Raw genomic sequence first — 20,818 nt, 5'->3', positions numbered from 1 at the left:
GGTAAAGATGTTATTTGTTCAACTGGAACAGCGACATACCCTGCATATCGCTAAACGCTTTATAGGACGCCTGCAAGGCAGCCTGCTGCATAATGTAAGAAGAAATGGCACTGTTCCAGTCAACATCGACCAAATCGCTCATCTGCTGAGTCTGCCCCAGCGCACGGTCATCGCCCAGGTTATCGAGTTTTTCCAGTTCGTTCATCTTGGTACCCACATCCGCCACGACGGTAAGGACATTGTTCTGGGTATTGGTGATGCCGATCTGTGCGTCAGAAATCGCTTTGTTCTGCACTTCCGCCGCCGCAGAGTCGTTATCAACAGGAACCTTCAGCGCGGAAATGGCCGAGTCGAGGATCTTGAACATATTCGTCTCGCCATAACCGCCGCCAGGCAGTTCTTTGGCGTTACTGGTAATACTTTCGAAGATCTGCTGACCAGTGTGGCTAATCACCATATTACGGGCGGTATCAACCTGCTGAGAGATGGCCTGTGTTCCGCCGTTGTAATCACCGGTAACGGAATCAAACGGTGGCGCTTCGGTCTTATAGCCAGCAAAAATATACCGACCATTACCATCCGCTGAGTTTGCCAGGTTCATCAGCTGATCGCGGATACCCTGCAAGTCACTCGCCAGTGACAGACGATCGTCATCACTTAACGTGCCATTTCCTGCGTTGACGAGTTTCTCTTTCGCACTGGTAATTGCCGCGTTAACCTGGCTCAGCACGTTATCTTCCAGAGAGACTTTTTGCGTGGCGAACGTTCTCGCCAGGGCAAACTGGCTATTCTGGGATTGAGATTGTGACAGCACAACCGCCTGCGACGCCGCAATAGGATCGTCCGACGGACGGTTAACACGCTTACCGGTGGACATTTGCTCACCGTAGCTCAGCCACTTGCTCTGGGAATCGGTGATTCCCCGCATGTTCTGGTCGTACATCATCTGGGTGCTAATACGCATTTTTCACCTCAGCCTTAGCGAATATTGATAATTGCATCAAAAAGCGTGCTGGCAGTTTGTAACACCTGCGCATTGGCAAGGTAATACTGCTGATAGCGCTGCAGGTTGCCATACTCTTCGTCGAGGTTTACCCCAGAGATGGACTGCTGCTGCTTAGTCAGTTGCGTCGCCACATTCGCTTTCGTTTCGCTGCTGGTTTTCAGCGCGGCGGTTGAGCTGCCGACCGTACTGACAAGGGAAGCATAGGCATCGTTGAAAGTCTTATTGCCGCCAACAACCTTACTGTTTTGCAGATCGAGCAGTTTTTGGCCATTGCGGTTGTCGCTCTCGCCGCCGTTGCTTGCGGATGCCATAGCCAGTTTGGACTCATCTTTGAACTTGAGCTCCATATTGACGATGACATCAGAAACAGGCTTGACGATGAAACTGTCTTTGGCGTTCGCACTACCGGTCACGTTGACGCTCAGGCCATCAAAGGAGAGATTGCCACTTGCGTCCGGGGCCATGGTGAAGCTGGTTTTATCCGAACGGGTGATAGTCCAGTCGGTGCCGTTAAACTGCAGCTTATAATCGGTGGCCTGCACTTTGGTGCTGTCTGCCACAGTGGCCGTCATTGCGGCCGTACCGGTATTGCGGCTGTTGGTTACCACGGCTGGCGAACCAAAGTCGAACAGCTTGCCACCGGCATCGCCATTGGCATCAAACCCGGCTTCATGCTGCTTATTCATCGCGTCCGCAAAGGCCAGTGCCAGCTGGTTGAGGTTGTTACGCGCTTTATCCAGATCTTCTGAGCGGAACGTAAACAAGCCCCCCAGCGAACCGGTGGTGACCATTTTCTCGGGAATTTCGACGTTGCCGGACACCTCATCACTGTAGGCGATAGTCGTCCGGGTCGGATCGGCGCTGGATTTCACCGCAGCTAACTGGTTTGCTTTGCTCCCCTGCACCAGGCTGTAACCGTTGCCAAAGGAGACGTTATAGGTGCCACCGTCCTGAACAGCCACTTCAACACCCACAATTTGGTTCAGCTCACTCACCAGCTGATCGCGCTGATCCAGCAGGTCATTTGGCGATGAACCTGCCCCTACGCCGGTAAGACGGGAAATCTGATCGTTCAGATTCGCAATCTGTTTTGCGTAGTTGTTGATCTGCTCAACGCTTGAAGCGATGGCGGTATTAACCTGAGAATCCTGATCGCGAAGATACTGGTCGTTCGTTTTAAACTGATTGACCAGACCATCCGCTTTTCCCAGCACCGTCTGTCTTGCGGCCGGGTCTTCCGCGTTACTCACCAGCGTTTGCAGGCTTTTGAAGAAATCCTGAAGCGTCGTCGAAAGTGAGTTGGTGGAATCAGAGAGCACATCGTCAATTTTTGACATCTGCTGATAGCGCGTCGTCAGACCGCTACTCTGCGTTTGCGCGGCGCGCAGTTGGTTGGTGATGAAAGCATCATATTCACGCTGTACACCAGACACATACACCCCGTTGCCCACCCAGCCACCGCCGGTCAGCGTGCTGTTAGACGCACCCAGCACGGTCGTCTGGCGGGTGTAACCTGCCACGTTATAGCTTGAAATGTTATTACTGACGGTATTGAGTGCCGCCTGAGCAGCACTGAGGCCACTCATGGCGCTGTTAATCAAACTGGACATGGAGGTTCCTTTTATTCGTTCAGACACGAGTCCTGATGAAAGTTATCGGCAGCCTCCACCGGGACTTGAGAAGTTTCAGAACAGATTTTCGATATCTGTGCTATAGGCTTTGCTGACTTTCTCGCCCATCGATTTAAGCTGCTGAATCATGCTGGTGAGCTTACGCGCATAGTTCGGATCGGTGGCATAGCCCGCATTTTGCAGGGCCTGCGCGCCCTGTTCAGGCGTAGCCGCCTGCGTAACGGCGGCATAACGCGGGTTGCGGCTCAACAGGCCTACATAATCGGACAACGCTTCCAGATAAGAGCTGTAAACGCGGAATTTTGCTTTGATCTTCACCGCCGCACCGTTTTCATATTCGGTGGTGGTGATCTCGGTTGTCGGCCCCTTCCAGCTGGCATTCGCCTTCACGCCAAAGATGTTGAAGCTCGGCTCGCCGTTTTCTTTACGGATCTGGCGCTGACCCCAGCCCGATTCCAGCGCGGCCTGGGCCAGAATCAGGTGATGTGGCACCCCACTCTGTTCACTGGCAAGACGGGCCGGCAGCGAAAGCTGTGCCAGGAAGTCTTTGCTGTCGCCGGAGAGCGGCTCATCGCTGCTCACCGTCGCCTTCGGTATCGCTTTACGCACCATTTGCGTCAGCGCCTGGTTCTGATAACTGGTCACCGTTTGCAGGTCGAACTTCATCGGCACCTGCTGCGGCTCATCCTTCGGCTGGATCCCCTGCGCGGCTTCGGTCTGTTTGACTATCATGTCAGCCAGACCGAGCCCTTTACCGGCGGTCATCTGCTGCGCAATCTGTTGGTCATACATGCTGGTATACAGGCGCGTTGAATCACTGCTGAACATGCCGTCTTTAGGCAGAGTTTCACGCATGCTCTTCAGCATCATCTGTACAAACATCCCCTCCACCTGGCGGGCGACCGGGCGGATATTCGCCGCCGGGTCTTTGCCTGCCTGGGTTTTCAGTTCGTTAAGCGACTGGGCATCCCAGGCCGCGCTGGTCAACAGTTTGCTATCGGTCAGCATCAGATGATTTCCAGTTTGGCGCGCAGACAGCCCGCACTTTGCATGGATTGCAGAATAGACATCAGATCCATCGGCGTTGCCCCCAGGGCATTCAGGGCACGCACCACGCTGTTGAGGTTGGCACTGGAGCGTACGCTCTGCAGCGAGCCCCCGCTCTGACGCAAATCGATCTGGGTTTGCGGCGTTACCACCGTCTGCCCACCACCAAACGGGGTATCCGGCTGGCTGACGTTGGCGGAGCGGTTGACCGTTACCGAGAGGTTACCCTGCGCCACAGCGCAACTGTCCAGCGACACTTCACGGTTCATCACCACCGAACCGGTACGGGAGTTGATGATCACTTTGGCATCCTGAACAGGGACGTTCACTTCCATGTTCTGGATATCGGCCAGCATGCGCACCTGGTTGCTGCCGCCCGTTGAGGTGCGGATCTGCACGGTACGGGCGTCCAGCGCCGTCGCACTGCCATAGCCGCGGCTGCGGTTGATGGTGTCGGCGATCTGCTGCGCCATGGTGAAATCTTCGTTGTTCAGCTGCAGGTTGATGGTATTCCCCGCGCCGAACTGGGTCGGCAGTTCACGCTCAATGATTGCACCGTTAGTGATACGCCCGCCGTTCAGCTGGTTGACCTGCACGCTGCTGCCGCCTGCAGAGGCCCCCGCGCCGCCCACCAGAATGTTACCCTGCGCCAGGGCATAAACCTGGCTATCCACCCCTTTCAGCGGAGTCATCAGCAGCGTACCGCCGCGCAGGCTTTTGGCGTTACCCATGGAGGAAACCACCACATCGATGGTCTGCCCCTGACGCGCAAACGCCGGGTAGGAAGCGGTTACCATTACCGCCGCCACGTTTTTCAACTGCATGTTGGTGCCCGCCGGTACGGTGATACCGAGCTGGGACAGCATGTTGTTCAAGCTCTGGGTGGTGAATGGCGTCTGGGTGGTCTGGTCACCCGTGCCATCCAGGCCAACCACCAGACCATAGCCAATGAGGGAGTTTTCACGCACGCCCTGAACGCTGGTGAGATCGCGAATGCGGTCAGCCTGGGCAAATGTTGCCACCAGCATCAGCGCCACGGCGAAGATCGATTTAAACATGGGTCACCTCGCTTACATCGGCGATAAATTAAGGAAGAAGCGCTGCAGCCAGCCCATATTTTGCGCTTCGTTGATATAGCCGTTACCGACGTACTCAATGCGCGCATCCGCCACCTGGGTGGACGGAACGGTGTTGGTGCCGCTGATGGTGCGAGGGTTAACCACACCGGAGAAGCGAATGAATTCAGTGCCCTGGTTAATGGCGATCTGTTTTTCACCCACCACATGTAAATTGCCGTTAACCAGCACCTGGTCAACCGTTACCGTCAGCGTGCCGCTGAAGGTATTGCTGGCGTTCGCGCCACCTTTACCGTTAAAGGTATTGCCGCCAGACGCCTCAACATCCGCACGTGCATTGCCGAAGAGTCCCTGCAGATAGCGCGGTACGGTATCGAAGCCAAAATTGGTTTTGCCATCGCGGCTGGCATTCGCCGACGAGCTCTTGCTCGCGCTGACGTTCTCCTGCAGCACAATGGTCAGGGTATCGCCGACGTTACGCGGGCGACGGTCTTCAAACAGCGGCTGATAACCATAGTTGATCGGCTGCGCGGTCTGGAAAATGGAGCCGTTCACCACTGGCGCAGGGCCAGGAACGGGTTGGGCGGTCGTCGCACCCTGGACCAATGGTTTAGACGGGATCCAGGCACATCCGCTAAGGGTGACGGCCAGAACAGTCAGAATCGGATAACGAAACGCCGCGTTTTTTTGCATTGCCTTCATCTTCGAAAACAGGGAGCCGGTGCGGCATTCACCGCACCGGGCTGCACCTTAGAGTTGCGTCAGTTTCTGCAGCATCTGGTCGGTCGTCGACACTGCTTTACTGTTAATTTCATACGCGCGCTGGACCTGGATCATATTCACCAGCTCTTCCGCCACGTTCACGTTCGAGGTTTCCACATAACCCTGATACAGCAGCCCTGCCCCGTTCAGGCCCGGGGTGCTCTCATTCGGCGTACCGGAGGATTGCGTTTCGGTGTAGAGGTTCTCGCCAATGCTTTCCAGACCGGTATCGTTCATGAAGGTGGTCAGGTTGAGCTGCCCCACCTGAACAGGCGCGGCCTGTCCCTGCTGGGTGACGCTCACCACGCCGTCACGCCCGATGGTGATGCTCAGGGCATTCGCCGGGATCGTGATAGCAGGCTGAACCTGGAAACCACCAGCCGTGACCAGCTGGCCGTTCTGATCGACCTGGAACGAGCCGTCACGGGTATAGGCAGAGGTCCCGTCAGGCAACTGCACCTGGAAGAAACCCTGGCCTTTAATGGCGACGTCTTTGCTGTTGTTGGTCTGAGACAGGTTGCCCTGGCTGTGCAGACGCTCGGTGGCGACCGGACGAACACCGGTACCGATCTGCAAACCTGACGGCAGCGTGGTTTGCTCAGAGGACTGCGCACCCGGCTGACGAATGGTTTGGTAAAGCAAATCTTCGAAAACGGCACGCTGACGCTTGAAACCATTGGTGCTGACGTTTGCCAGGTTGTTGGCAATCACATCCATATTGGTTTGCTGCGCGTCCAGGCCAGTTTTCGCGATCCATAAAGAACTGATCATAGGGAGTCCTGTTAACTCATAGCCAGAAGTTGGTTAGCTTTGCCCGCGTTTTCATCAACGCTGCTGATAATCTTCATCTGCATTTCAAAACGACGGGCGCTGGCGATCATGTCGGTCATGGCTTCGACCGGCTTGACGTTGCTGCCTTCCAGAACACCGGACATCACGCGAATGGTCGGGTCGGCCTGAAGCGTGGCGCCACGGGTGGCCTGAGCCACCTGGGTCAGACGGAACATACCGTCATCACCACGCTGCACCTCTTTGCCATCCGCTTTGACCAGCTTCAGACGCCCGACGGGCGCAACGGTATTGGCCGGGTCGCCGGGGTTCAAGGCGGAGATGGTACCGTCTGCGGCGATGGTCAGCTCTGAGCCTTCCGGCACCGTCAACGGACCCGCTTCACCCATTACCGGGTGCCCCTGAATCGTCAACTGGCCCGTGGCACTGACCTGGATATTACCGTTGCGGGTATAGCCTTCGCCGCCGTCTGCCGTTTGCACGGCCAGCCAGCCGTCCTGCTGCAGAGCAACGTCCAGCGGGCGGGCGGTGTAATCCATCTGCCCTGGCGTCATGTCTGCACCCGGCGTGGAGGCGGTCACCAGCGTACGCGTCGGCAGGGACAACCCTTCTACCGGCACCGCACGCAGCGCATTGAGCTGTGCGCGGAACCCCGGCGTAGAGGCGTTCGCCAGGTTGCTGGCGGTAACGGCCTGCTGATTGAGCGTCTGACTTGCCGCGCCCATCGCGGTATATATTGCGTGATCCATTGCGCTTTCCTGTTAGCCGCTTAACGCAGGTTAACCAGCGTGTTAAGGATCTGATCCTGGGTCTTGATGGTCTGCGCGTTCGACTGATAGTTACGTTGCGCGACAATCATGTTCACCAGCTCTTTACTCAGGTCGACGTTAGACGCTTCCAGCGCACCGTTGGTCAGCGTACCGAAGTTACCGGAACCCGCGGTACCCAGCAGCGCGACGCCGGAGGACTGCGTGGCAGACCAGACGTTGTCACCTTCAGACTTCAGACCTTCGTTGTTGGCGAAGTTTGCCAGCACGATCTGGCCCAGAACCTGGGTCTGTTCGTTGGAGTAGTTACCGACCACGGTGCCGTCGTCGTTGATCTGGTAGCTCACCAGGTCGCCCGGTTTAAAACCATTCTGGCTGGTTCCAACGATGTTGTTCGCACCGGTGTTCTGCTGCATGGAGTTCGCAAAACTCATGGCGAAGGTCGCAGGCGTGGCACCAGGAATGGTCGCAGTAGTCAGGTTGATGTTGCCACCGCCGATCAGCGTACCGTTGTTGTTGAAGGTCAGCGTCGTGGCGAGAGAGGCCGTGCTGCCTGCCACGCTACCGTCCTGGGCATACACTTTCCAGGAGTTAGCCGGGGTCGCATCTTTGACGTAAAACAGGTTCATGTTGTGCGCATTACCCTGGCTGTCAAAGACGGTGACCGTACCTTTTTTGTTGTAAGTATCCGGGTTGGCCGGATCAAAGGCGGTGGTCGGTGCGGTATCGGTGGAGTTGAGGTTAATCTGCTGGGAAGCCGTGGTGGTGGCCTTCGCGGCCATCAGCGTGGTCGGGATATTAATAGGCTGTGGGTTCGCACCGGTCTGAACCGTTGATGGCGTCCCGGCAACCGGATAACCGGTTAATTGCATCCCCTGCATGTTCACCAGGTTACGGTTTTCGTCCAGCTTGAACTGGCCGTTACGGCTGTAGAACACCGAGCCGTTAGCATCGACCATACGGAAGAAACCGTTCTGGCTGATGGCAACGTCCAGGCCACGACCGGTATTGGTGGTGGTGCCGTCGGTAAAGTCCTGGGTAATGCCTGCAACTTTTACGCCCAGACCCACTTTGGAACCGGCAAACATATCTGCAAATGAAGCAGAACCGGATTTAAAACCATAGGTCGCGGAGTTGGCGATGTTGTTGCCAATGACGTCCAGGTTGGTGGCCGCAGCATTCAGGCCGCTGACCGCTTGAGAAAAGGCCATGACTTACTCCTGATAAGTGTTAAGGCTTAGATAATCTGCCGAACTTCGTCGAGTGTGGTGGTACCAGAAGTACCCAAATCCAGTTTGTTGCCATCGCTACCTTTAATGACGCCCTGGACCAGCGCAAACTGCAGCGGCTGAGCCACCAGCTGGGTAGAGCCATTGCTGGCACTGATTGCCACTTTGTAAGAACCGTTTGGCGCTTTGGTGCCGTCGGCCAGGCTGCCATCCCAGGTAAAGGTATGAACGCCCGCCTTCAGTTCGCCGATATCAATCGTGCGAACCACGGCGCCGGTAGCGTCGGTGATCGTCGCGGTGACTTTGTCGGCCGCCTGCTGCAGCTCAACGCCAAACGGCGTGGTGGTGGTGGTCGTGTTGCCTTCGGTGGTGCTGGTGCCCGCCAGGATCGTGGTGCCCGGGATCATCACCCCGTGACCAATCAGGCTCGCAGCCTGCAGGGACTGGCTGTTATCAATTTGCCCGGAAACAGAGCCGAGGGTGGTATTGAGTTTCTCAATGCCGCTGACGGTACTGATCTGCGCAAGCTGCGTGGTCAGTTCGTTGTTCTGCATGGGGTTGGTGGGATCCTGGTTCTTCAGCTGTGCCACCAGCAGCGTCAGAAAGCTGCTTTGCAGATCGGAGGCGTTACTTCCCGTCAGGGAGCTGGAACCCGTCGAACTTTTGGCGCCACTGACGCCCGAGTTCGTTGGATCATTCACATTAACGGCGATGGACATGCATGTCTCCTTTACTGGCCGAGAGTGAGGGTTTTGAGCATCATGCTCTTCACGGTATTAAGCACTTCGACGTTTGCCTGGTAGCTACGTGAGGCGGACATGGAGTTCACCATCTCCCCCACCACATCCACGTTTGGCATTTTCACGTAGCCGTTCGCATCCGCCAGCGGGTTGCCGGGCTCATACACCAGCTTGTCCGGTGCCTGGCTTTCCACCACGTCAGAGACTTTCACCCCGCCCGTCGCCGCGCCTGGTGCAGCATCCACCTGGAACACCACCTGCTTTGCACGATAAGGCTGTCCGTCAGGTCCGGTCACGCTGTCGGCGTTCGCCAGGTTACTGGCAGCCACGTTCAGGCGCTTGGACTGCGCGGTTAACGCCGAGCCGGCGATATCGAAAATATTCAGCAAGGCCATTTATCCGTTGCCCCCCTGCAGGACGTTCATCATGCCTTTGATCTGTCCGCCGAGTACGGTCAGGCCCATCTGGTATTTCAGGCTGTTATCGGCAAACTGCGTACGCTCCCGGTCCATATCCACGGTGTTACCGTCGAGTGAAGGCTGGTCGGGAATGCGATAAAGTAAATCGGTCGTGGGCGCCGTCATCGCCTGAGCAGGAATATGGCGTGAGGAGGTCAGAGCGAGCGCGACACCGCTCCCTTCTGCACGTCCACGCTCCATCACTTTTTTAAGCTCACTGGAAAAATCAATATCGCGCGCCTGATACCCTGGCGTATCGGCGTTGGCAATATTGGCGGCTAAAATCTCCTGCCGCTGGGCGCGTAAATTGAGCGCTTCCTGCTGAAAACGTAACGCGGCGTCGAGTTTATCGAGCATGTCTCCTCCGCTGATGGCAAAATTTCAGTTCACAGCTTAAATCTCACCCCGTCACCCCTATCGACGGAATAAGCGCAAAATGCGTCGCTATTTATTCCGTTGATGCAAAACCACTGCAGGTAGAATCCTCTCAATTCGGGTAACGGTGGAATGTGCGATGCAAACGTTAAAACGCGGCCTGGTGGCTACGGCCCTGCTTTTCAGCCCCCTGGTACAGGCTGAAGTACAGGATCAACTGACGGCTTTCTTTGCTCAGCAACTGGCGGGCTTTAGCGATGAAGTCAACGTCACCGTGCGCACGCCACCTAATCTCTATCCCTCCTGTGAGCAGCCGTCGTTCAGCGTAACGGGCACCACAAAACTGTGGGGGAACGTGAACGTGCTGGCGCGCTGTCCGGGTGAAAAACGCTATTTACAGGTTGCGGTACAGGCGACGGGCAATTATGTTGTGGCCGCCGTTCCCATTGCTCGCGGCAGCATGTTGCACGCCAGCAGCGTGACTCTGAAACGCGGTCGTCTGGATCAGCTTCCGCCGCGCACCATGCTTGACATTAACCAGGCACAGGATGCCGTCAGCCTGCGTGATGTCGCGCCAGGCCAGCCGATACAGCTCTCCATGCTGCGTCAGGCATGGCGGGTTAAAGCGGGTCAGCAGGTGATGGTGGTGGCCAACGGCGATGGTTTTCAGATAAACAGTGAAGGGAAGGCATTAAACAATGCCGCGGTGGCGCAAAATGCCCGCGTCAGGATGTCCTCAGGCCAGGTGGTTAGCGGAACCGTCGATTCTGATGGGAATATTCTGATTAACCTATAATCTTTTTAAAGAAATCGCTGCGACTGCCGATAAATAATCAACTAATGATGATGTCAGGCGCCAACGCCGCGAACCCTCGATGAGGACAACACTATGAGCATTGATCGTACATCAGCCCTGAAGCCGGTAAGCGCTGTACAGCCTCGCGAAACGAATGACGCCACGCCGCAGAAAACGCGTGTGGAAAAACCGTCAACGTCCAACAGCACCAGCGTCACCCTGAGCGATGCTCAGGCAAAACTGATGCAGCCAGGCAGCAGCGATATCAATATGGAACGCGTGGAAGCGCTGAAAACGGCTATTCGTAATGGTGAGCTGAAGATGGATACCAGCAAAATTGCTGACGCCCTGATTCAGGAAGCACAGAGTTTCTTACAGAGTAACTAACCGTATGAGTCGACTGTCAGAAATACTGGATCAAATGACGGTTGTCCTGAACGACCTGAAAACGGTCATGGACGCGGAGCAACAGCACCTCTCTTCCGGTCAGATCAACGGCAGCGCGTTGCAGCGTATTACGGAAGATAAAAGTTCGCTTCTGGCGACGCTGGATTATCTGGAACAACAGCGTCGCGCTGAGCAAGATCCTAAGCGCAGTGCGAATGACGATATTGTAGAACGCTGGCAGACCATTACAGAAAAAACCCAGCATCTGCGCCATCTTAATCAGCACAACGGCTGGCTGCTGGAAGGCCAGATTGAGCGTAATCAGCAAGCGCTTGAGGTGTTAAAGCCGCATAAAGAGCCCGGGCTGTACGGTGCGGATGGTCAAACATCAACGGCACGTGTCACGGGCGGGAAAAAGATTTCGATTTGAAGCCCTGGCGACAAATCAGGCAGCGGGGAGCACCCTAAGGTGAACTCCCCTTTTGGCGTTTATGCAGTACGGCGGGCAAACTCTTTCACTTTGAAGCCCAGCAGCGCGAGCGTCGCAAAGTAGGCCACAACCCCAACACCCACAACGGCCATCAGCCGCATCAGACGGTAAAGCATGGTGCCCTGCGACCATTCCGGCATGACATGCAGCATGCCAAGCAACGCCGCTGCCATAACCAGCACCGCAACGATCAGACGCACAAAGAAGCTTTTCCAGCCCGGCTGCGGCGTGAAGATATCCTGCTTACGCAACTGCCAGTACAACAGCCCGGCGTTGAGACAGGCCGCAAGACCAATGGACAAGGCCAGACCGGCGTGCTTCAGCGGACCAATAAAGGCCAGGTTCATCAGCTGAGTCATAATCAGCGTCACAATGGCAATTTTCACCGGCGTTTTGATGTCCTGGCGCGAGTAGAACCCTGGTGCCAGCACTTTAACAACGATCAGCCCCATCAGCCCCACCGAGTAGGCAATCAGCGCCTGCTGCGTCATTGACGCGTCAAAAGCGGTGAATTTGCCGTACTGGAACAGGGAAACGGTCAGCGGCTGCGCGAGGATCCCCAGCGCCACCGCACTCGGCAGCGCCAGCAGGAAGCAGAGACGCAGCCCCCAGTCCATCAGACGGCAATATTCGTCATGGTTTCCGCTGGCAAAACTTTTCGACAGCGACGGCAGGAGAATAGTCCCCAGCGCCACCCCCAACACCCCGGAGGGAAACTCCATCAAACGGTCCGCGTAGTACATCCACGAAACGGAACCAGATTTGAGGAAAGAGGCGAAGATAGTGTTGATGATAAGCGAGATCTGGCTAACCGAAACCCCGAGAATGGCAGGCCCCATTTGCTTAATCACGCGCATCGCACCGGCGTCACGGAAATTAATTCGCGGCAGAACCAGCATGCCGATTTTCTTCAGATGCGGCAACTGATACGCCAGTTGCAACACGCCGCCCGCCGTCACCGCCCAGGCCAGCGCCAGCACCGGCGGGTTGAAATGGGGCGCGGCGAACAGCGCAAAGCCAATCATGCTGATGTTAAGGAAGGTTGGCGCAAAGGCCGGAACGGAAAAACGGTTCCAGGTATTGAGGATTGCCCCCACCAGCGAGGCCAGGGAGATCAGCAGGATATAAGGAAAGGTAATACGCAGCAGTTGAGTGGTCAGGGCAAATTTATCTGCCGAGTCCGCAAAGCCGGGTGCCGTCACCATAATCACCCAGGGCGCAGCCAGCATCCCGAGCACCGTTACGATCGCCAGGGCCAGCGTCAGGAGGCCTGAAACGTAAGCGACAAACACGCGCGTGGCGTCTTCACCCTGCTTGCTTTTATATTCCGCCAGGATAGGAACGAATGCCTGGGAAAATGCCCCCTCGGCAAAAATGCGACGCAATAAATTCGGCAATTTGAACGCGACGAAAAAGGCGTCCGTTGCCATCCCTGCACCAAATACTCTTGCCACAATCGCATCGCGCGCAAAACCCAGCACGCGGGAAAACATGGTCATCGAGCTGACTGCCGCCAGCGATTTTAATAAGTTCATTAATGAGAATTCCCACAACCCTACGGATTTCCAGGACGGGTAAGCGAAAGCGCCACCCATTGAAACCAACAAACGGCGCTTAGTCTACCCGGATTTAAGGGAATTACTATCGGCAGATGTTACAGAGAATTATTCGCTCATGGCCTCTCGCCAGAGCCGCTCAACAATGCGTTGTGCCATGATGGCCTGCTCACCGGATGTTTCCGGAACCGTCTGATTTTGCACACAGGCGATAAAGTGGCGGGCGCATCCGTCAAAGCCGCGCTGCTCAAGGGTGCTTTGCCAGCCAGGCGCCGGTAGCGTGACCACGCCGCTGCCTTTCTCTTCGCGCCATTCGCGCATGTCGGTAATGTCATACAGAGCCCCCTCAGTGACCGCCTGCACAGACTCCCGCTGACTGCCGGCCCGGCGATGCATGCTGGTGGTGACCTGCAGATGCTCAAGAGCAAAATGGTGCTCAGCGTAAACCATCTGGCCCTGATCGTTGGTCAACAGGGTGCCGCTTTTAAGCTGGGCTTGCCCGTTGGTTAGCCAGAGCGCCGTATCTACTACGTGCAGGTAATCATCCAGAAGGGTAAAGCGCAGATCGTTCGGTCCGACGCTGTCGGTACGATGCTTGTCCATTCGCAGGGACGCGAGCCCACCAGACCGGGCCTTCAGCTGCTGGTAAAGCGGCGCAAAACGGCGATTGAAGCCCACCATCAGCGTCAGTTTTTTGCGTGCAGCGAGTTCAATCAGCCGTTCGGCATCCTGAATGTTTTCCGCCAGGGGTTTATCCACACAAACGTGGACCCCGGCATTCAGTAATTCGCTGACCACCTGATAATGGGTGGCGGTAGAGGTGTGCACAAAGACCGCATCGCAGTCGCGCGCCAGATCCTGAAGCGATGCCGCATACGGCATGCGCCAGGTTTCGCAGATCCGCTCGGCCTTCTCGCGGGTAGGTGACCACGCCCCTTGCAGCGTCCAGTCCGTCGCAGCCCCCAGAACAGGCAGCCAGGCCTTTTGCGCAATACCGCCCAGCCCTACCACGCCAACGCGTAATTTTTTCACCGTCAGTCTCCTAAATGTGCCAGCAATGCATCCAGGCGTTGTTTCAGCCCGGCCACCTCTTCCTCCAGCGCCTCTACGCGTGCCGCGAGGCTGTCATGCGCGGCGGGGGCAGCCGAATCTGCCAACACCGTTGACGTATCAACCTCACCGCTAAACAGGTGCATATAACGGCTTTCACGTTTCCCCGGCTCACGCGCCAGACGTACCACGTAAGGGCCATCCTCGCGGGTGGCAAGCCCGTCCAGGGTCTGCTCAACCTCCTGCATATCGGCGAACTCATGCATGCGGGAGGCCCGGGTGCGCAGTTCACCGGGTGTTTGCGCGCCGCGCAGTAACAGCGTGGTGATCACCGCCACCTCGGCGGCACTCAGCTTCAGATCGCCGAACTCAGAATTGCAAAACCGCTGCTCGTACTTGGTCACGCGGTTACCGAAACCGCTGACCGTGCGCAGGTAATGGCGTTTAACCAGCTCATCGAGAATATCCTGCACCTCATGTTCGCCGAGATTCATCACCGGCTCACGGTTGGTTTTCTGGTTACACGCCATCGTCACGGCATTGACGGAGAGCGGATACTGTTCCGGCGTGGTGACCTGTTTTTCCAGCAGGCAGCCAATCACACGCGCTTCTGTTGCGCTTAACTGATATTTCATCTCTTCTCCTTAGCGGCCTGCCGTCCAGTCCCGGGTGGTTAATGCTGTCAGTACGTGGTCGCGCCACTCTCCGTCTATCAGCAGATAATCTTTGGCGTACCCCTCTTTCTCAAACCCCAACCGCGCGAGCAAATTACCGCTGCGCTGATTGTGTGGCATGTAGTTCGCCATAATGCGATGGATATGTTGAGTGCGCTGCATATAACGGATCGCCACCGTTAGCGCCTCATACATCAGCCCCTGCCCTTGCCATTTCTGGCCGATGGAGTAGCCGAGGTAGCAGGCGTGAAACGATCCGCGCACCACGTTGGAAAAGTTGGCAATGCCGATGATCTCTTTTTCCTCCGGATCCAGCAGCGCGAAATAGAACGCGCTTCCCTGCTTGTGGAATTCTGCAATCATGCTGAGGCGCGCCTGCCAGCCGGAAGGGTAGCAGTGGCTCTCATCCCGAACGGGTTCCCAGGGTTTTAAAAACTGGCGATTCTCGGCGTAATAATCCGCCAGACGCCAGGCATCACGCTCGTGCACCAGACGAACAACCAGCCTGTCCGTTGTCAGACGCACTTTTGGCACATTACTGCGATAGCCAAACATCGATACCACTCCTTCCCGTCACTTCTGCTTACCCATTAGCTTTACTATACCTGCGCCTGTGCCGTCTGTGAAAACAGTGACATACCATTTTGACCTCTTTTCACATTTTTCGATGAGAACTCTCTATCAAAGCGCTCTTTTGATAAAAAAATATTGTCACGCTCGGGGGTGGGAAAAAACGTGGCGACACCGCAGAATGTTAGCGTGCTCACCATCCTGTTTTCCCTGGAGGGAAAATGTCCCGCGTATCACAGGCCAGGAGCCTGGGTAAATATTTCCTGCTAGTCGATAACATGCTGGTCGTGCTCGGCTTTTTTGTTGTGTTTCCCCTCATCTCGATCCGCTTTGTCGATCAAATGGGCTGGGCGGCACTGATGGTCGGTATCGCGCTCGGGTTACGCCAGTTTGTCCAGCAGGGTCTGGGCGTGTTTGGTGGTGCCATCGCCGACCGCTTTGGTGCCAAACCGATGATCGTGACGGGCATGCTGCTTCGCGCGGCAGGCTTCGCCACCATGGCAATTGCCCAGGAGCCGTGGCTGCTGTGGTTTTCCTGCTTCCTCTCCGGTATCGGTGGCACCCTGTTTGACCCGCCGCGCACCGCGCTGGTGGTTAAACTCATTCGTCCGCAGCACCGGGGACGCTTCTTCTCAATTTTGATGATGCAGGACAGTGCCGGGGCGGTAATTGGCGCCCTGCTGGGAAGCTGGCTGTTGCAGTACGACTTTCGTCTGGTCTGCGCGGCGGGTGCGCTGCTCTTTATTCTGTGCGCGCTCTTTAATGCCCTGTTTCTGCCGGCATGGAAACTGTCGACGGTCAAAGCCCCGGTACGCGAAGGTCTTGGCCGCGTGCTGCGAGACAAACGCTTTGTTACGTACGTGCTGACCCTGACGGGGTATTACATGCTGGCCGTTCAGGTCATGCTGATGCTGCCGATCATGGTAAACGACATTGCGGGCACCCCGGCCGCCGTAAAATGGATGTACGCCATAGAAGCCTGCCTCTCTCTGACCCTGCTCTACCCGATCGCCCGCTGGAGCGAACGGCGTTTTCGCCTGGAGCATCGCCTGATGGCCGGGCTGTTATTGATGACGCTCAGCATGATGCCCATCGGGCTGGTGAACTCGCTCCAGCAACTGTTTACGCTGATTTGCACCTTCTATATCGGCTCCATTATTGCCGAACCGGCTCGTGAAACGCTGAGCGCCACGCTTGCCGACGCGCGCGCTCGCGGCAGCTATATGGGGTTCAGCCGCCTGGGGCTGGCCTTTGGCGGTGCATTGGGTTACGCCGGCGGCGGCTGGCTGTTCGATGCCGGAAAAGCCCTAAGCCAGCCGGAACTGCCCTGGGTCATGCTCGGCGTGGTCGGCTTTATGACGCTCCTTGCACTGTGGTGGCAATTCAGCCAGAAGCGCAGCGCGAGCGGCATGCTCGAACCTGGGGCATAATATTCCCTGCGGCGGGGCCTCTCCCGCCGCCATTATCAGTTTTTTCTGCTGGTTTCCGCTATTTCACCCTGACATACTGGCGTAACAGGACAGTAGCGCCGATTTTTCGTTGAGGAACACTATGAAAAAAATTGTCATTGCCGCCGCATTCATTGTCAGCGGCCTGCTGGTAGGTTGTAACCAGCTTACGCAATACACCGTCAGTGAGCAGGAAATTAATCAGGCGCTGGAAAAACATAATAACTTTTCAAAAGACATTGGTGTGCCGGGGCTTGCCGATGCGCATATCGTCCTCAGCAACCTCACCAGCCAGATTGGGCGCGAAGAGCCGAATAAAGTCACTCTCGCCGGGGATGCCAATCTCGATATGACCTCTCTCTTCGGTAACCAGAAAGCCAACATTAAGCTGAAGCTCAAGGCGCTGCCGGTCTTTAACAAAGAGAAAGGGGCCATCTTCCTGCAGGAGATGGAAGTGGTAGACGCGGACGTCACGCCGGACAAAATGAAACCGGTGATGCAGACCCTGATGCCCTACCTGAACCAGTCCCTGCGCAACTACTTTAACCAGCAGCCGGCCTATGTCTTAAGTGAAGACAAGAGCAAGGGTGAGGCGCTGGCGAAAAAATATGCCAAAGGCATCGAGGTGAAACCGGGAGAGATCGTTATTCCATTCACCGATTAACCTGAAGGGGCGCAAAAGCGCCCTTTTTTTTACGGAAAAGTGTGCAAACGAAAACGTTTCCGCTTATGATTTGTGTCCGGCAAAAACAGCCATCCTAATGACTGATTCCTGACAAGCCGGAGCTTCCATGACTGCACAACCCCAGGTTCTTAAAATCCGCCGCCCTGACGACTGGCATATCCATCTGCGTGATGGCGATATGTTGAAAACGGTCGTGCCGTATACCAGCGAAATTTATGGCCGCGCGATTGTCATGCCTAACCTGGTTCCACCAGTCACCACCGTTGATGCCGCTATGGCTTATCGCCAGCGAATTCTTGATGCCGTGCCGGCAGGACATGATTTCACTCCGCTGATGACCTGCTATCTGACCGACACCCTCGATCCGAATGAAGTGGAACGCGGCTTTAACGAAGGCGTGTTCACCGCGGCGAAACTCTACCCGGCTAACGCTACCACCAACTCCAGCCACGGTGTCACCAGTATTGACGCCATCATGCCGGTTCTGGAACGCATGCAAAAACTGGGCATGCCGCTGCTGGTACATGGTGAAGTGACCCACGCCGACATTGATATCTTCGACCGTGAAGCCCGCTTTATCGAAACCGTAATGGAGCCGCTGCGCCAGCGTCTTCCTGCGCTTAAAGTGGTGTTTGAACACATCACCACCAAAGATGCCGCAGAGTATGTCCGCGATGGCAATGAACTGATTGCCGCCACCATCACGCCGCAGCATCTGATGTTTAACCGCAACCACATGCTGGTTGGCGGCGTTCGTCCGCATCTCTATTGCCTGCCGATTCTGAAGCGTAACGTTCATCAGCAGGCGCTGCGTGAACTCGTTGCCAGCGGTTTCTCCCGCGCCTTCCTCGGCACGGACTCCGCGCCTCATGCACGCCACCGCAAAGAGGCCAGCTGCGGCTGCGCAGGCTGCTTTAACGCCCCTACCGCGCTCGCCAGCTACGCCACCGTGTTTGAAGAGATGAATGCCCTGCAGCATTTCGAAGCGTTCTGCTCGCTCAATGGACCACGCTTCTACGGGCTGCCGGTCAACGAAACGTTCATTGAACTGGAGCGTAAAGAGAGCCGCGTGGACGAGGCCATTCCGCTGACGGATGACACGCTCATCCCATTCCTTGCCGGTGAAACCGTCAACTGGACGGTAAAACGCTAAAAAAACAGTGCCCCTTGTTGTCAAACCCATAATATACCTGTATAAATAAACAGTATATTACACAGGGGGCATTTATGCGTATTGAAGTCACCATAGCCAAAACAACCGTTCTGCCTGCTGGCGCGCTTGATGCGCTGGCCGGTGAATTATCCCGCCGTATTAACAGTACTTTCCCTGACAACGCTGGTGCCGTAACGGTTCGTTATGCGGCGGCAAACAACCTCTCCGTCATTGGCGGCGCGAAAGAAGATAAAGACCGTATCAGCGAAATCCTGCAGGAAACCTGGGAAAGCGCCGACGACTGGTTCATCACAGATTAATCTTGCTCCCTCATTGTTCTTTTTTGCCGGGTCGCCCCGGCTTTTTTTCGTCTGAAATCCGGTTCGTTCAAATTAATTCGGCAACAAATTTAAAAATCGTGAACAAGGTGGTGTTTTATTGTTCGAACAATCCTAAAAAGCAGAAAAATGTGTTGCCAACTGTTTATTTTTCCCTTGCGAACCCTTATTACTTGTATACTGAAGATGCTTTCAGAAAAACATGCATTGAACCTCGGAGCCGTTGTCTTCTAACACGCATTAAGGGGGTTATAATGGAAAAGAATAGCGAAGTCATCCAGACCCATCCGCTTGTTGGCTGGGATATCAGTACCGTAGATAGCTACGATGCGCTGATGCTGCGTTTGCACTACCAGACCCCGAATCAACTCAACCGTGAAGAAGCGGAAGTTGGACAGACGCTGTGGCTTACAACAGACGTCGCCCGTCAGTTTATTTCTATTTTAGAGGCAGGTATTGCCAAAATAGAATCTGGCGACTATCAGGAAAATGAGTATAAACGGCACTAGGTTTATACCTATTCTTCGCTCAACAGGCACCCTCCGGGTGCCTTATTTATTTCTCCCTTGTGTCAGCCCGCATAGTTAATTACTCTGCTAACAAAGCGTGAGTTCGAGAGATGGATATGAGATACGACTTAATCATTATTGGTAGCGGATCCGTGGGGTCTGCCGCCGGTTATTACGCAACGCAAGCGGGTCTGAAGGTCCTGATGATCGATGCCCACCGTCCTCCCCATGCAGAGGGCAGCCATCATGGCGACACCCGGCTTATTCGCCACGCCTATGGTGAAGGCGAGCGCTATGTTCCGCTGGTGCTCCGGGCCCAGACGCTATGGGATGAACTGGCGAAGCTGACGGAAGAACGCATTTTCGAACGCACGGGCATCATCAACCTGGGCCCTGCTAGCTCTGATTTTCTGGCCAACGTTGAACGGAGTGCGAAAGCGTTTAATCTTGATGTGGAGAAGCTGGACGCGGCAGGCATCATGGCCCGTTGGCCAGAGATTGCCGTCCCGGACGATTATATCGGCCTGTTTGAAGCCAACTCCGGGGTCTTACACAGTGAAACGGCCATCAAAACCTGGATCGATCTTGCGGAAAAAGCGGGCTGCGCTCAGCTCTTCAACTGTCCGGTGGAATCCCTCACTCATCACGCTGACGGCGTTACGGTCACCACTGCGGACGGAGAATATTCAGCGTCCCGTCTGCTGATTAGCGCAGGCACCTGGGTCACCCGTCTGCTGCCCGATCTGCCTGTTCAGCCGGTGCGCAAGGTCTTCTCCTGGTTCCAGTCGGATGGCCGTTACAGTGCACAGAATAAATTCCCGGCATTTACCGGGGAGTTACCGAACGGCGATCAGTTTTACGGCTTCCCGTCTGAGAAAGACGCGCTCAAAATCGGAAAACACAATGGCGGGCAGGCGATCTCCTCCCCTGAAGAGCGTAAACCGTTCGGTGCATACCCACAGGATGGATCCGAAGCGTTTACCTTCCTGCGCAATATCCTGCCGGGCGTAGGCGGTTTACTGTATGGTGCTGCCTGCACCTACGACAACACGCCGGACGAAGACTTCATCATTGACACCCTGCCGGGGCATGACAACACGCTACTCATCACCGGCCTCAGTGGTCATGGCTTTAAGTTCGCCTCCGTGCTGGGCGAGATTGCTGCGCAGTTTGCCCAGGGGATCGCACCGCAGTTTGATCTCACCCCCTTCTCACTTTCGCGTTTTAGCAGATAATCCGCCGCGGGTTTCGGACGTCCGGAACCCGTTTTCCAGACAGAAAA

General features: G+C 55.8%; 24 protein-coding genes. 9 read left to right on the top strand and 15 right to left on the bottom strand.

Annotated features, from left to right (window positions below):
* Positions 1-10: 10 nt before the first annotated feature.
* The 11 genes from flgL to flgB all read right to left on the bottom strand — a co-directional run bounded on the left by flgL (position 11) and on the right by flgB (position 9,862).
* Positions 11-964 carry a flagellar hook-associated protein FlgL gene (flgL, locus tag AK59_RS0102605; RefSeq protein WP_013097131.1) on the bottom strand — a complete coding sequence of 318 codons (954 nt, stop codon included), beginning with the start codon at positions 962-964 and terminating at the stop codon, positions 11-13.
* Positions 965-978: 14 nt separating this feature from the next.
* Complete coding sequence (gene flgK / locus AK59_RS0102600) at positions 979-2,616, bottom strand: flagellar hook-associated protein FlgK (protein ID WP_013097132.1); 1,638 nt, start codon at positions 2,614-2,616, stop codon at positions 979-981.
* Between the two features lie 75 nt (positions 2,617-2,691).
* Positions 2,692-3,645, bottom strand: coding sequence for a flagellar assembly peptidoglycan hydrolase FlgJ (gene flgJ / locus AK59_RS0102595; RefSeq protein WP_020689612.1), 954 nt, complete (start codon positions 3,643-3,645; stop codon positions 2,692-2,694).
* The gene (locus tag AK59_RS0102590) at positions 3,645-4,742 is read right to left on the bottom strand and encodes a flagellar basal body P-ring protein FlgI (RefSeq protein ID WP_013097134.1); all 1,098 of its coding nucleotides are present in this window, start codon (positions 4,740-4,742) and stop codon (positions 3,645-3,647) included. Before AK59_RS0102590 ends, flgJ begins: the two co-directional genes overlap by 1 nt.
* 12 nt (positions 4,743-4,754) lie before the next feature.
* Positions 4,755-5,453, bottom strand: a complete 699-nt coding sequence (gene flgH, locus AK59_RS0102585) for a flagellar basal body L-ring protein FlgH (RefSeq protein ID WP_003857987.1) — start codon at positions 5,451-5,453, stop codon at positions 4,755-4,757.
* 57 nt (positions 5,454-5,510) lie between these two features.
* Complete coding sequence (flgG, locus tag AK59_RS0102580) at positions 5,511-6,293, bottom strand: flagellar basal-body rod protein FlgG (protein WP_008500810.1); 783 nt, start codon at positions 6,291-6,293, stop codon at positions 5,511-5,513.
* 11 nt (positions 6,294-6,304) lie between these two features.
* Positions 6,305-7,060: a flagellar basal body rod protein FlgF gene (locus AK59_RS0102575; RefSeq protein ID WP_029881955.1), complete on the bottom strand. Its 756-nt coding sequence runs from the start codon at positions 7,058-7,060 to the stop codon at positions 6,305-6,307.
* A 20-nt stretch (positions 7,061-7,080) separates the two neighbouring features.
* Positions 7,081-8,289, bottom strand: coding sequence for a flagellar hook protein FlgE (flgE, locus tag AK59_RS0102570; RefSeq protein ID WP_013097136.1), 1,209 nt, complete (start codon positions 8,287-8,289; stop codon positions 7,081-7,083).
* A gap of 26 nt (positions 8,290-8,315) precedes the next feature.
* The gene (flgD, locus tag AK59_RS0102565) at positions 8,316-9,026 is read right to left on the bottom strand and encodes a flagellar hook assembly protein FlgD (RefSeq protein WP_013097137.1); all 711 of its coding nucleotides are present in this window, start codon (positions 9,024-9,026) and stop codon (positions 8,316-8,318) included.
* Between the two features lie 11 nt (positions 9,027-9,037).
* A complete protein-coding gene (flgC, locus tag AK59_RS0102560) occupies positions 9,038-9,442 on the bottom strand; it encodes a flagellar basal body rod protein FlgC (RefSeq protein ID WP_013097138.1) in 405 nt (134 codons plus the stop codon).
* Positions 9,443-9,862, bottom strand: a complete 420-nt coding sequence (gene flgB, locus AK59_RS0102555; RefSeq protein WP_013097139.1) for a flagellar basal body rod protein FlgB — start codon at positions 9,860-9,862, stop codon at positions 9,443-9,445.
* 157 nt (positions 9,863-10,019) lie between these two features.
* Between flgB and flgA the strand changes: the two genes are divergently transcribed.
* The 3 genes from flgA to flgN all read left to right on the top strand — a co-directional run bounded on the left by flgA (position 10,020) and on the right by flgN (position 11,493).
* Entirely contained in the window at positions 10,020-10,676 is a 657-nt protein-coding gene (flgA, locus tag AK59_RS0102550) for a flagellar basal body P-ring formation chaperone FlgA (protein ID WP_013097140.1), read from the top strand.
* Between the two features lie 93 nt (positions 10,677-10,769).
* Positions 10,770-11,063, top strand: a complete 294-nt coding sequence (flgM, locus tag AK59_RS0102545; protein ID WP_013097141.1) for a flagellar biosynthesis anti-sigma factor FlgM — start codon at positions 10,770-10,772, stop codon at positions 11,061-11,063.
* A gap of 4 nt (positions 11,064-11,067) precedes the next feature.
* Positions 11,068-11,493 carry a flagella biosynthesis chaperone FlgN gene (flgN, locus tag AK59_RS0102540; RefSeq protein WP_028027944.1) on the top strand — a complete coding sequence of 142 codons (426 nt, stop codon included), beginning with the start codon at positions 11,068-11,070 and terminating at the stop codon, positions 11,491-11,493.
* Between the two features lie 59 nt (positions 11,494-11,552).
* Here the strand turns inward: flgN and murJ are convergent, their stop codons facing one another.
* The 4 genes from murJ to rimJ all read right to left on the bottom strand — a co-directional run bounded on the left by murJ (position 11,553) and on the right by rimJ (position 15,388).
* A complete protein-coding gene (gene murJ / locus AK59_RS0102535) occupies positions 11,553-13,088 on the bottom strand; it encodes a murein biosynthesis integral membrane protein MurJ (RefSeq protein WP_029881954.1) in 1,536 nt (511 codons plus the stop codon).
* 129 nt (positions 13,089-13,217) lie between these two features.
* Complete coding sequence (locus AK59_RS0102530; RefSeq protein ID WP_029881953.1) at positions 13,218-14,141, bottom strand: Gfo/Idh/MocA family protein; 924 nt, start codon at positions 14,139-14,141, stop codon at positions 13,218-13,220.
* A 2-nt stretch (positions 14,142-14,143) separates the two neighbouring features.
* Positions 14,144-14,794, bottom strand: coding sequence for a YceH family protein (locus AK59_RS0102525; protein ID WP_013097145.1), 651 nt, complete (start codon positions 14,792-14,794; stop codon positions 14,144-14,146).
* A 9-nt stretch (positions 14,795-14,803) separates the two neighbouring features.
* Complete coding sequence (gene rimJ, locus AK59_RS0102520) at positions 14,804-15,388, bottom strand: ribosomal protein S5-alanine N-acetyltransferase (protein ID WP_013097146.1); 585 nt, start codon at positions 15,386-15,388, stop codon at positions 14,804-14,806.
* Positions 15,389-15,624: 236 nt separating this feature from the next.
* On the opposite strand from rimJ, the gene mdtH reads away from it, so the two are divergent.
* From mdtH to solA, 6 genes are all read left to right on the top strand, one after another.
* Positions 15,625-16,833: a multidrug efflux MFS transporter MdtH gene (mdtH, locus tag AK59_RS0102515; protein ID WP_029881952.1), complete on the top strand. Its 1,209-nt coding sequence runs from the start codon at positions 15,625-15,627 to the stop codon at positions 16,831-16,833.
* A gap of 121 nt (positions 16,834-16,954) precedes the next feature.
* On the top strand, positions 16,955-17,515 hold the full coding sequence (locus AK59_RS0102510) for a lipoprotein (protein ID WP_013097149.1): 561 nt from the start codon (positions 16,955-16,957) through the stop codon (positions 17,513-17,515).
* A gap of 127 nt (positions 17,516-17,642) precedes the next feature.
* Entirely contained in the window at positions 17,643-18,689 is a 1,047-nt protein-coding gene (gene pyrC, locus AK59_RS0102505) for a dihydroorotase (RefSeq protein ID WP_020689622.1), read from the top strand.
* Positions 18,690-18,763: 74 nt separating this feature from the next.
* A complete protein-coding gene (gene dinI, locus AK59_RS0102500) occupies positions 18,764-19,009 on the top strand; it encodes a DNA damage-inducible protein I (protein ID WP_013097151.1) in 246 nt (81 codons plus the stop codon).
* Positions 19,010-19,281: 272 nt separating this feature from the next.
* Complete coding sequence (gene bssS / locus AK59_RS0102495) at positions 19,282-19,536, top strand: biofilm formation regulator BssS (RefSeq protein WP_008500827.1); 255 nt, start codon at positions 19,282-19,284, stop codon at positions 19,534-19,536.
* Between the two features lie 116 nt (positions 19,537-19,652).
* Complete coding sequence (solA, locus tag AK59_RS0102490; RefSeq protein WP_029881951.1) at positions 19,653-20,771, top strand: N-methyl-L-tryptophan oxidase; 1,119 nt, start codon at positions 19,653-19,655, stop codon at positions 20,769-20,771.
* The last annotated feature ends 47 nt before the right edge of the window (positions 20,772-20,818 follow it).

The organism is Enterobacter sp. T1-1 (assembly GCF_000710795.1).
GTDB classification, from domain to species: domain Bacteria; phylum Pseudomonadota; class Gammaproteobacteria; order Enterobacterales; family Enterobacteriaceae; genus Enterobacter; species Enterobacter cloacae.
The sequence above is the reverse complement of the archived record's forward strand: the minus strand, read 5'-3'. Positions and strand labels throughout refer to the sequence as shown.

Excerpts from the sequence above, each read along its gene's own strand:
- flgL (WP_013097131.1), bottom strand. The coding sequence starts at position 964 with ATGCGTATTAGCACCCAGATGATGTACGACCAGAACATGCGGGGAATC.
- pyrC (WP_020689622.1), top strand. The coding sequence starts at position 17,643 with ATGACTGCACAACCCCAGGTTCTTAAAATCCGCCGCCCTGACGACTGG.
- murJ (WP_029881954.1), bottom strand. The coding sequence starts at position 13,088 with ATGAACTTATTAAAATCGCTGGCGGCAGTCAGCTCGATGACCATGTTT.
- solA (WP_029881951.1), top strand. The coding sequence starts at position 19,653 with ATGAGATACGACTTAATCATTATTGGTAGCGGATCCGTGGGGTCTGCC.
- bssS (WP_008500827.1), top strand. The coding sequence starts at position 19,282 with ATGGAAAAGAATAGCGAAGTCATCCAGACCCATCCGCTTGTTGGCTGG.
- dinI (WP_013097151.1), top strand. The coding sequence starts at position 18,764 with ATGCGTATTGAAGTCACCATAGCCAAAACAACCGTTCTGCCTGCTGGC.
- mdtH (WP_029881952.1), top strand. The coding sequence starts at position 15,625 with ATGTCCCGCGTATCACAGGCCAGGAGCCTGGGTAAATATTTCCTGCTA.
- flgD (WP_013097137.1), bottom strand. The coding sequence starts at position 9,026 with ATGTCCATCGCCGTTAATGTGAATGATCCAACGAACTCGGGCGTCAGT.
- flgH (WP_003857987.1), bottom strand. The coding sequence starts at position 5,453 with ATGCAAAAAAACGCGGCGTTTCGTTATCCGATTCTGACTGTTCTGGCC.
- AK59_RS0102575 (WP_029881955.1), bottom strand. The coding sequence starts at position 7,060 with ATGGATCACGCAATATATACCGCGATGGGCGCGGCAAGTCAGACGCTC.
- flgA (WP_013097140.1), top strand. The coding sequence starts at position 10,020 with ATGCAAACGTTAAAACGCGGCCTGGTGGCTACGGCCCTGCTTTTCAGC.
- AK59_RS0102590 (WP_013097134.1), bottom strand. The coding sequence starts at position 4,742 with ATGTTTAAATCGATCTTCGCCGTGGCGCTGATGCTGGTGGCAACATTT.
- flgE (WP_013097136.1), bottom strand. The coding sequence starts at position 8,289 with ATGGCCTTTTCTCAAGCGGTCAGCGGCCTGAATGCTGCGGCCACCAAC.
- flgJ (WP_020689612.1), bottom strand. The coding sequence starts at position 3,645 with ATGCTGACCGATAGCAAACTGTTGACCAGCGCGGCCTGGGATGCCCAG.
- flgM (WP_013097141.1), top strand. The coding sequence starts at position 10,770 with ATGAGCATTGATCGTACATCAGCCCTGAAGCCGGTAAGCGCTGTACAG.
- flgC (WP_013097138.1), bottom strand. The coding sequence starts at position 9,442 with ATGGCCTTGCTGAATATTTTCGATATCGCCGGCTCGGCGTTAACCGCG.
- AK59_RS0102510 (WP_013097149.1), top strand. The coding sequence starts at position 16,955 with ATGAAAAAAATTGTCATTGCCGCCGCATTCATTGTCAGCGGCCTGCTG.
- flgB (WP_013097139.1), bottom strand. The coding sequence starts at position 9,862 with ATGCTCGATAAACTCGACGCCGCGTTACGTTTTCAGCAGGAAGCGCTC.
- flgG (WP_008500810.1), bottom strand. The coding sequence starts at position 6,293 with ATGATCAGTTCTTTATGGATCGCGAAAACTGGCCTGGACGCGCAGCAA.
- flgK (WP_013097132.1), bottom strand. The coding sequence starts at position 2,616 with ATGTCCAGTTTGATTAACAGCGCCATGAGTGGCCTCAGTGCTGCTCAG.
- AK59_RS0102525 (WP_013097145.1), bottom strand. The coding sequence starts at position 14,794 with ATGAAATATCAGTTAAGCGCAACAGAAGCGCGTGTGATTGGCTGCCTG.
- rimJ (WP_013097146.1), bottom strand. The coding sequence starts at position 15,388 with ATGTTTGGCTATCGCAGTAATGTGCCAAAAGTGCGTCTGACAACGGAC.
- flgN (WP_028027944.1), top strand. The coding sequence starts at position 11,068 with ATGAGTCGACTGTCAGAAATACTGGATCAAATGACGGTTGTCCTGAAC.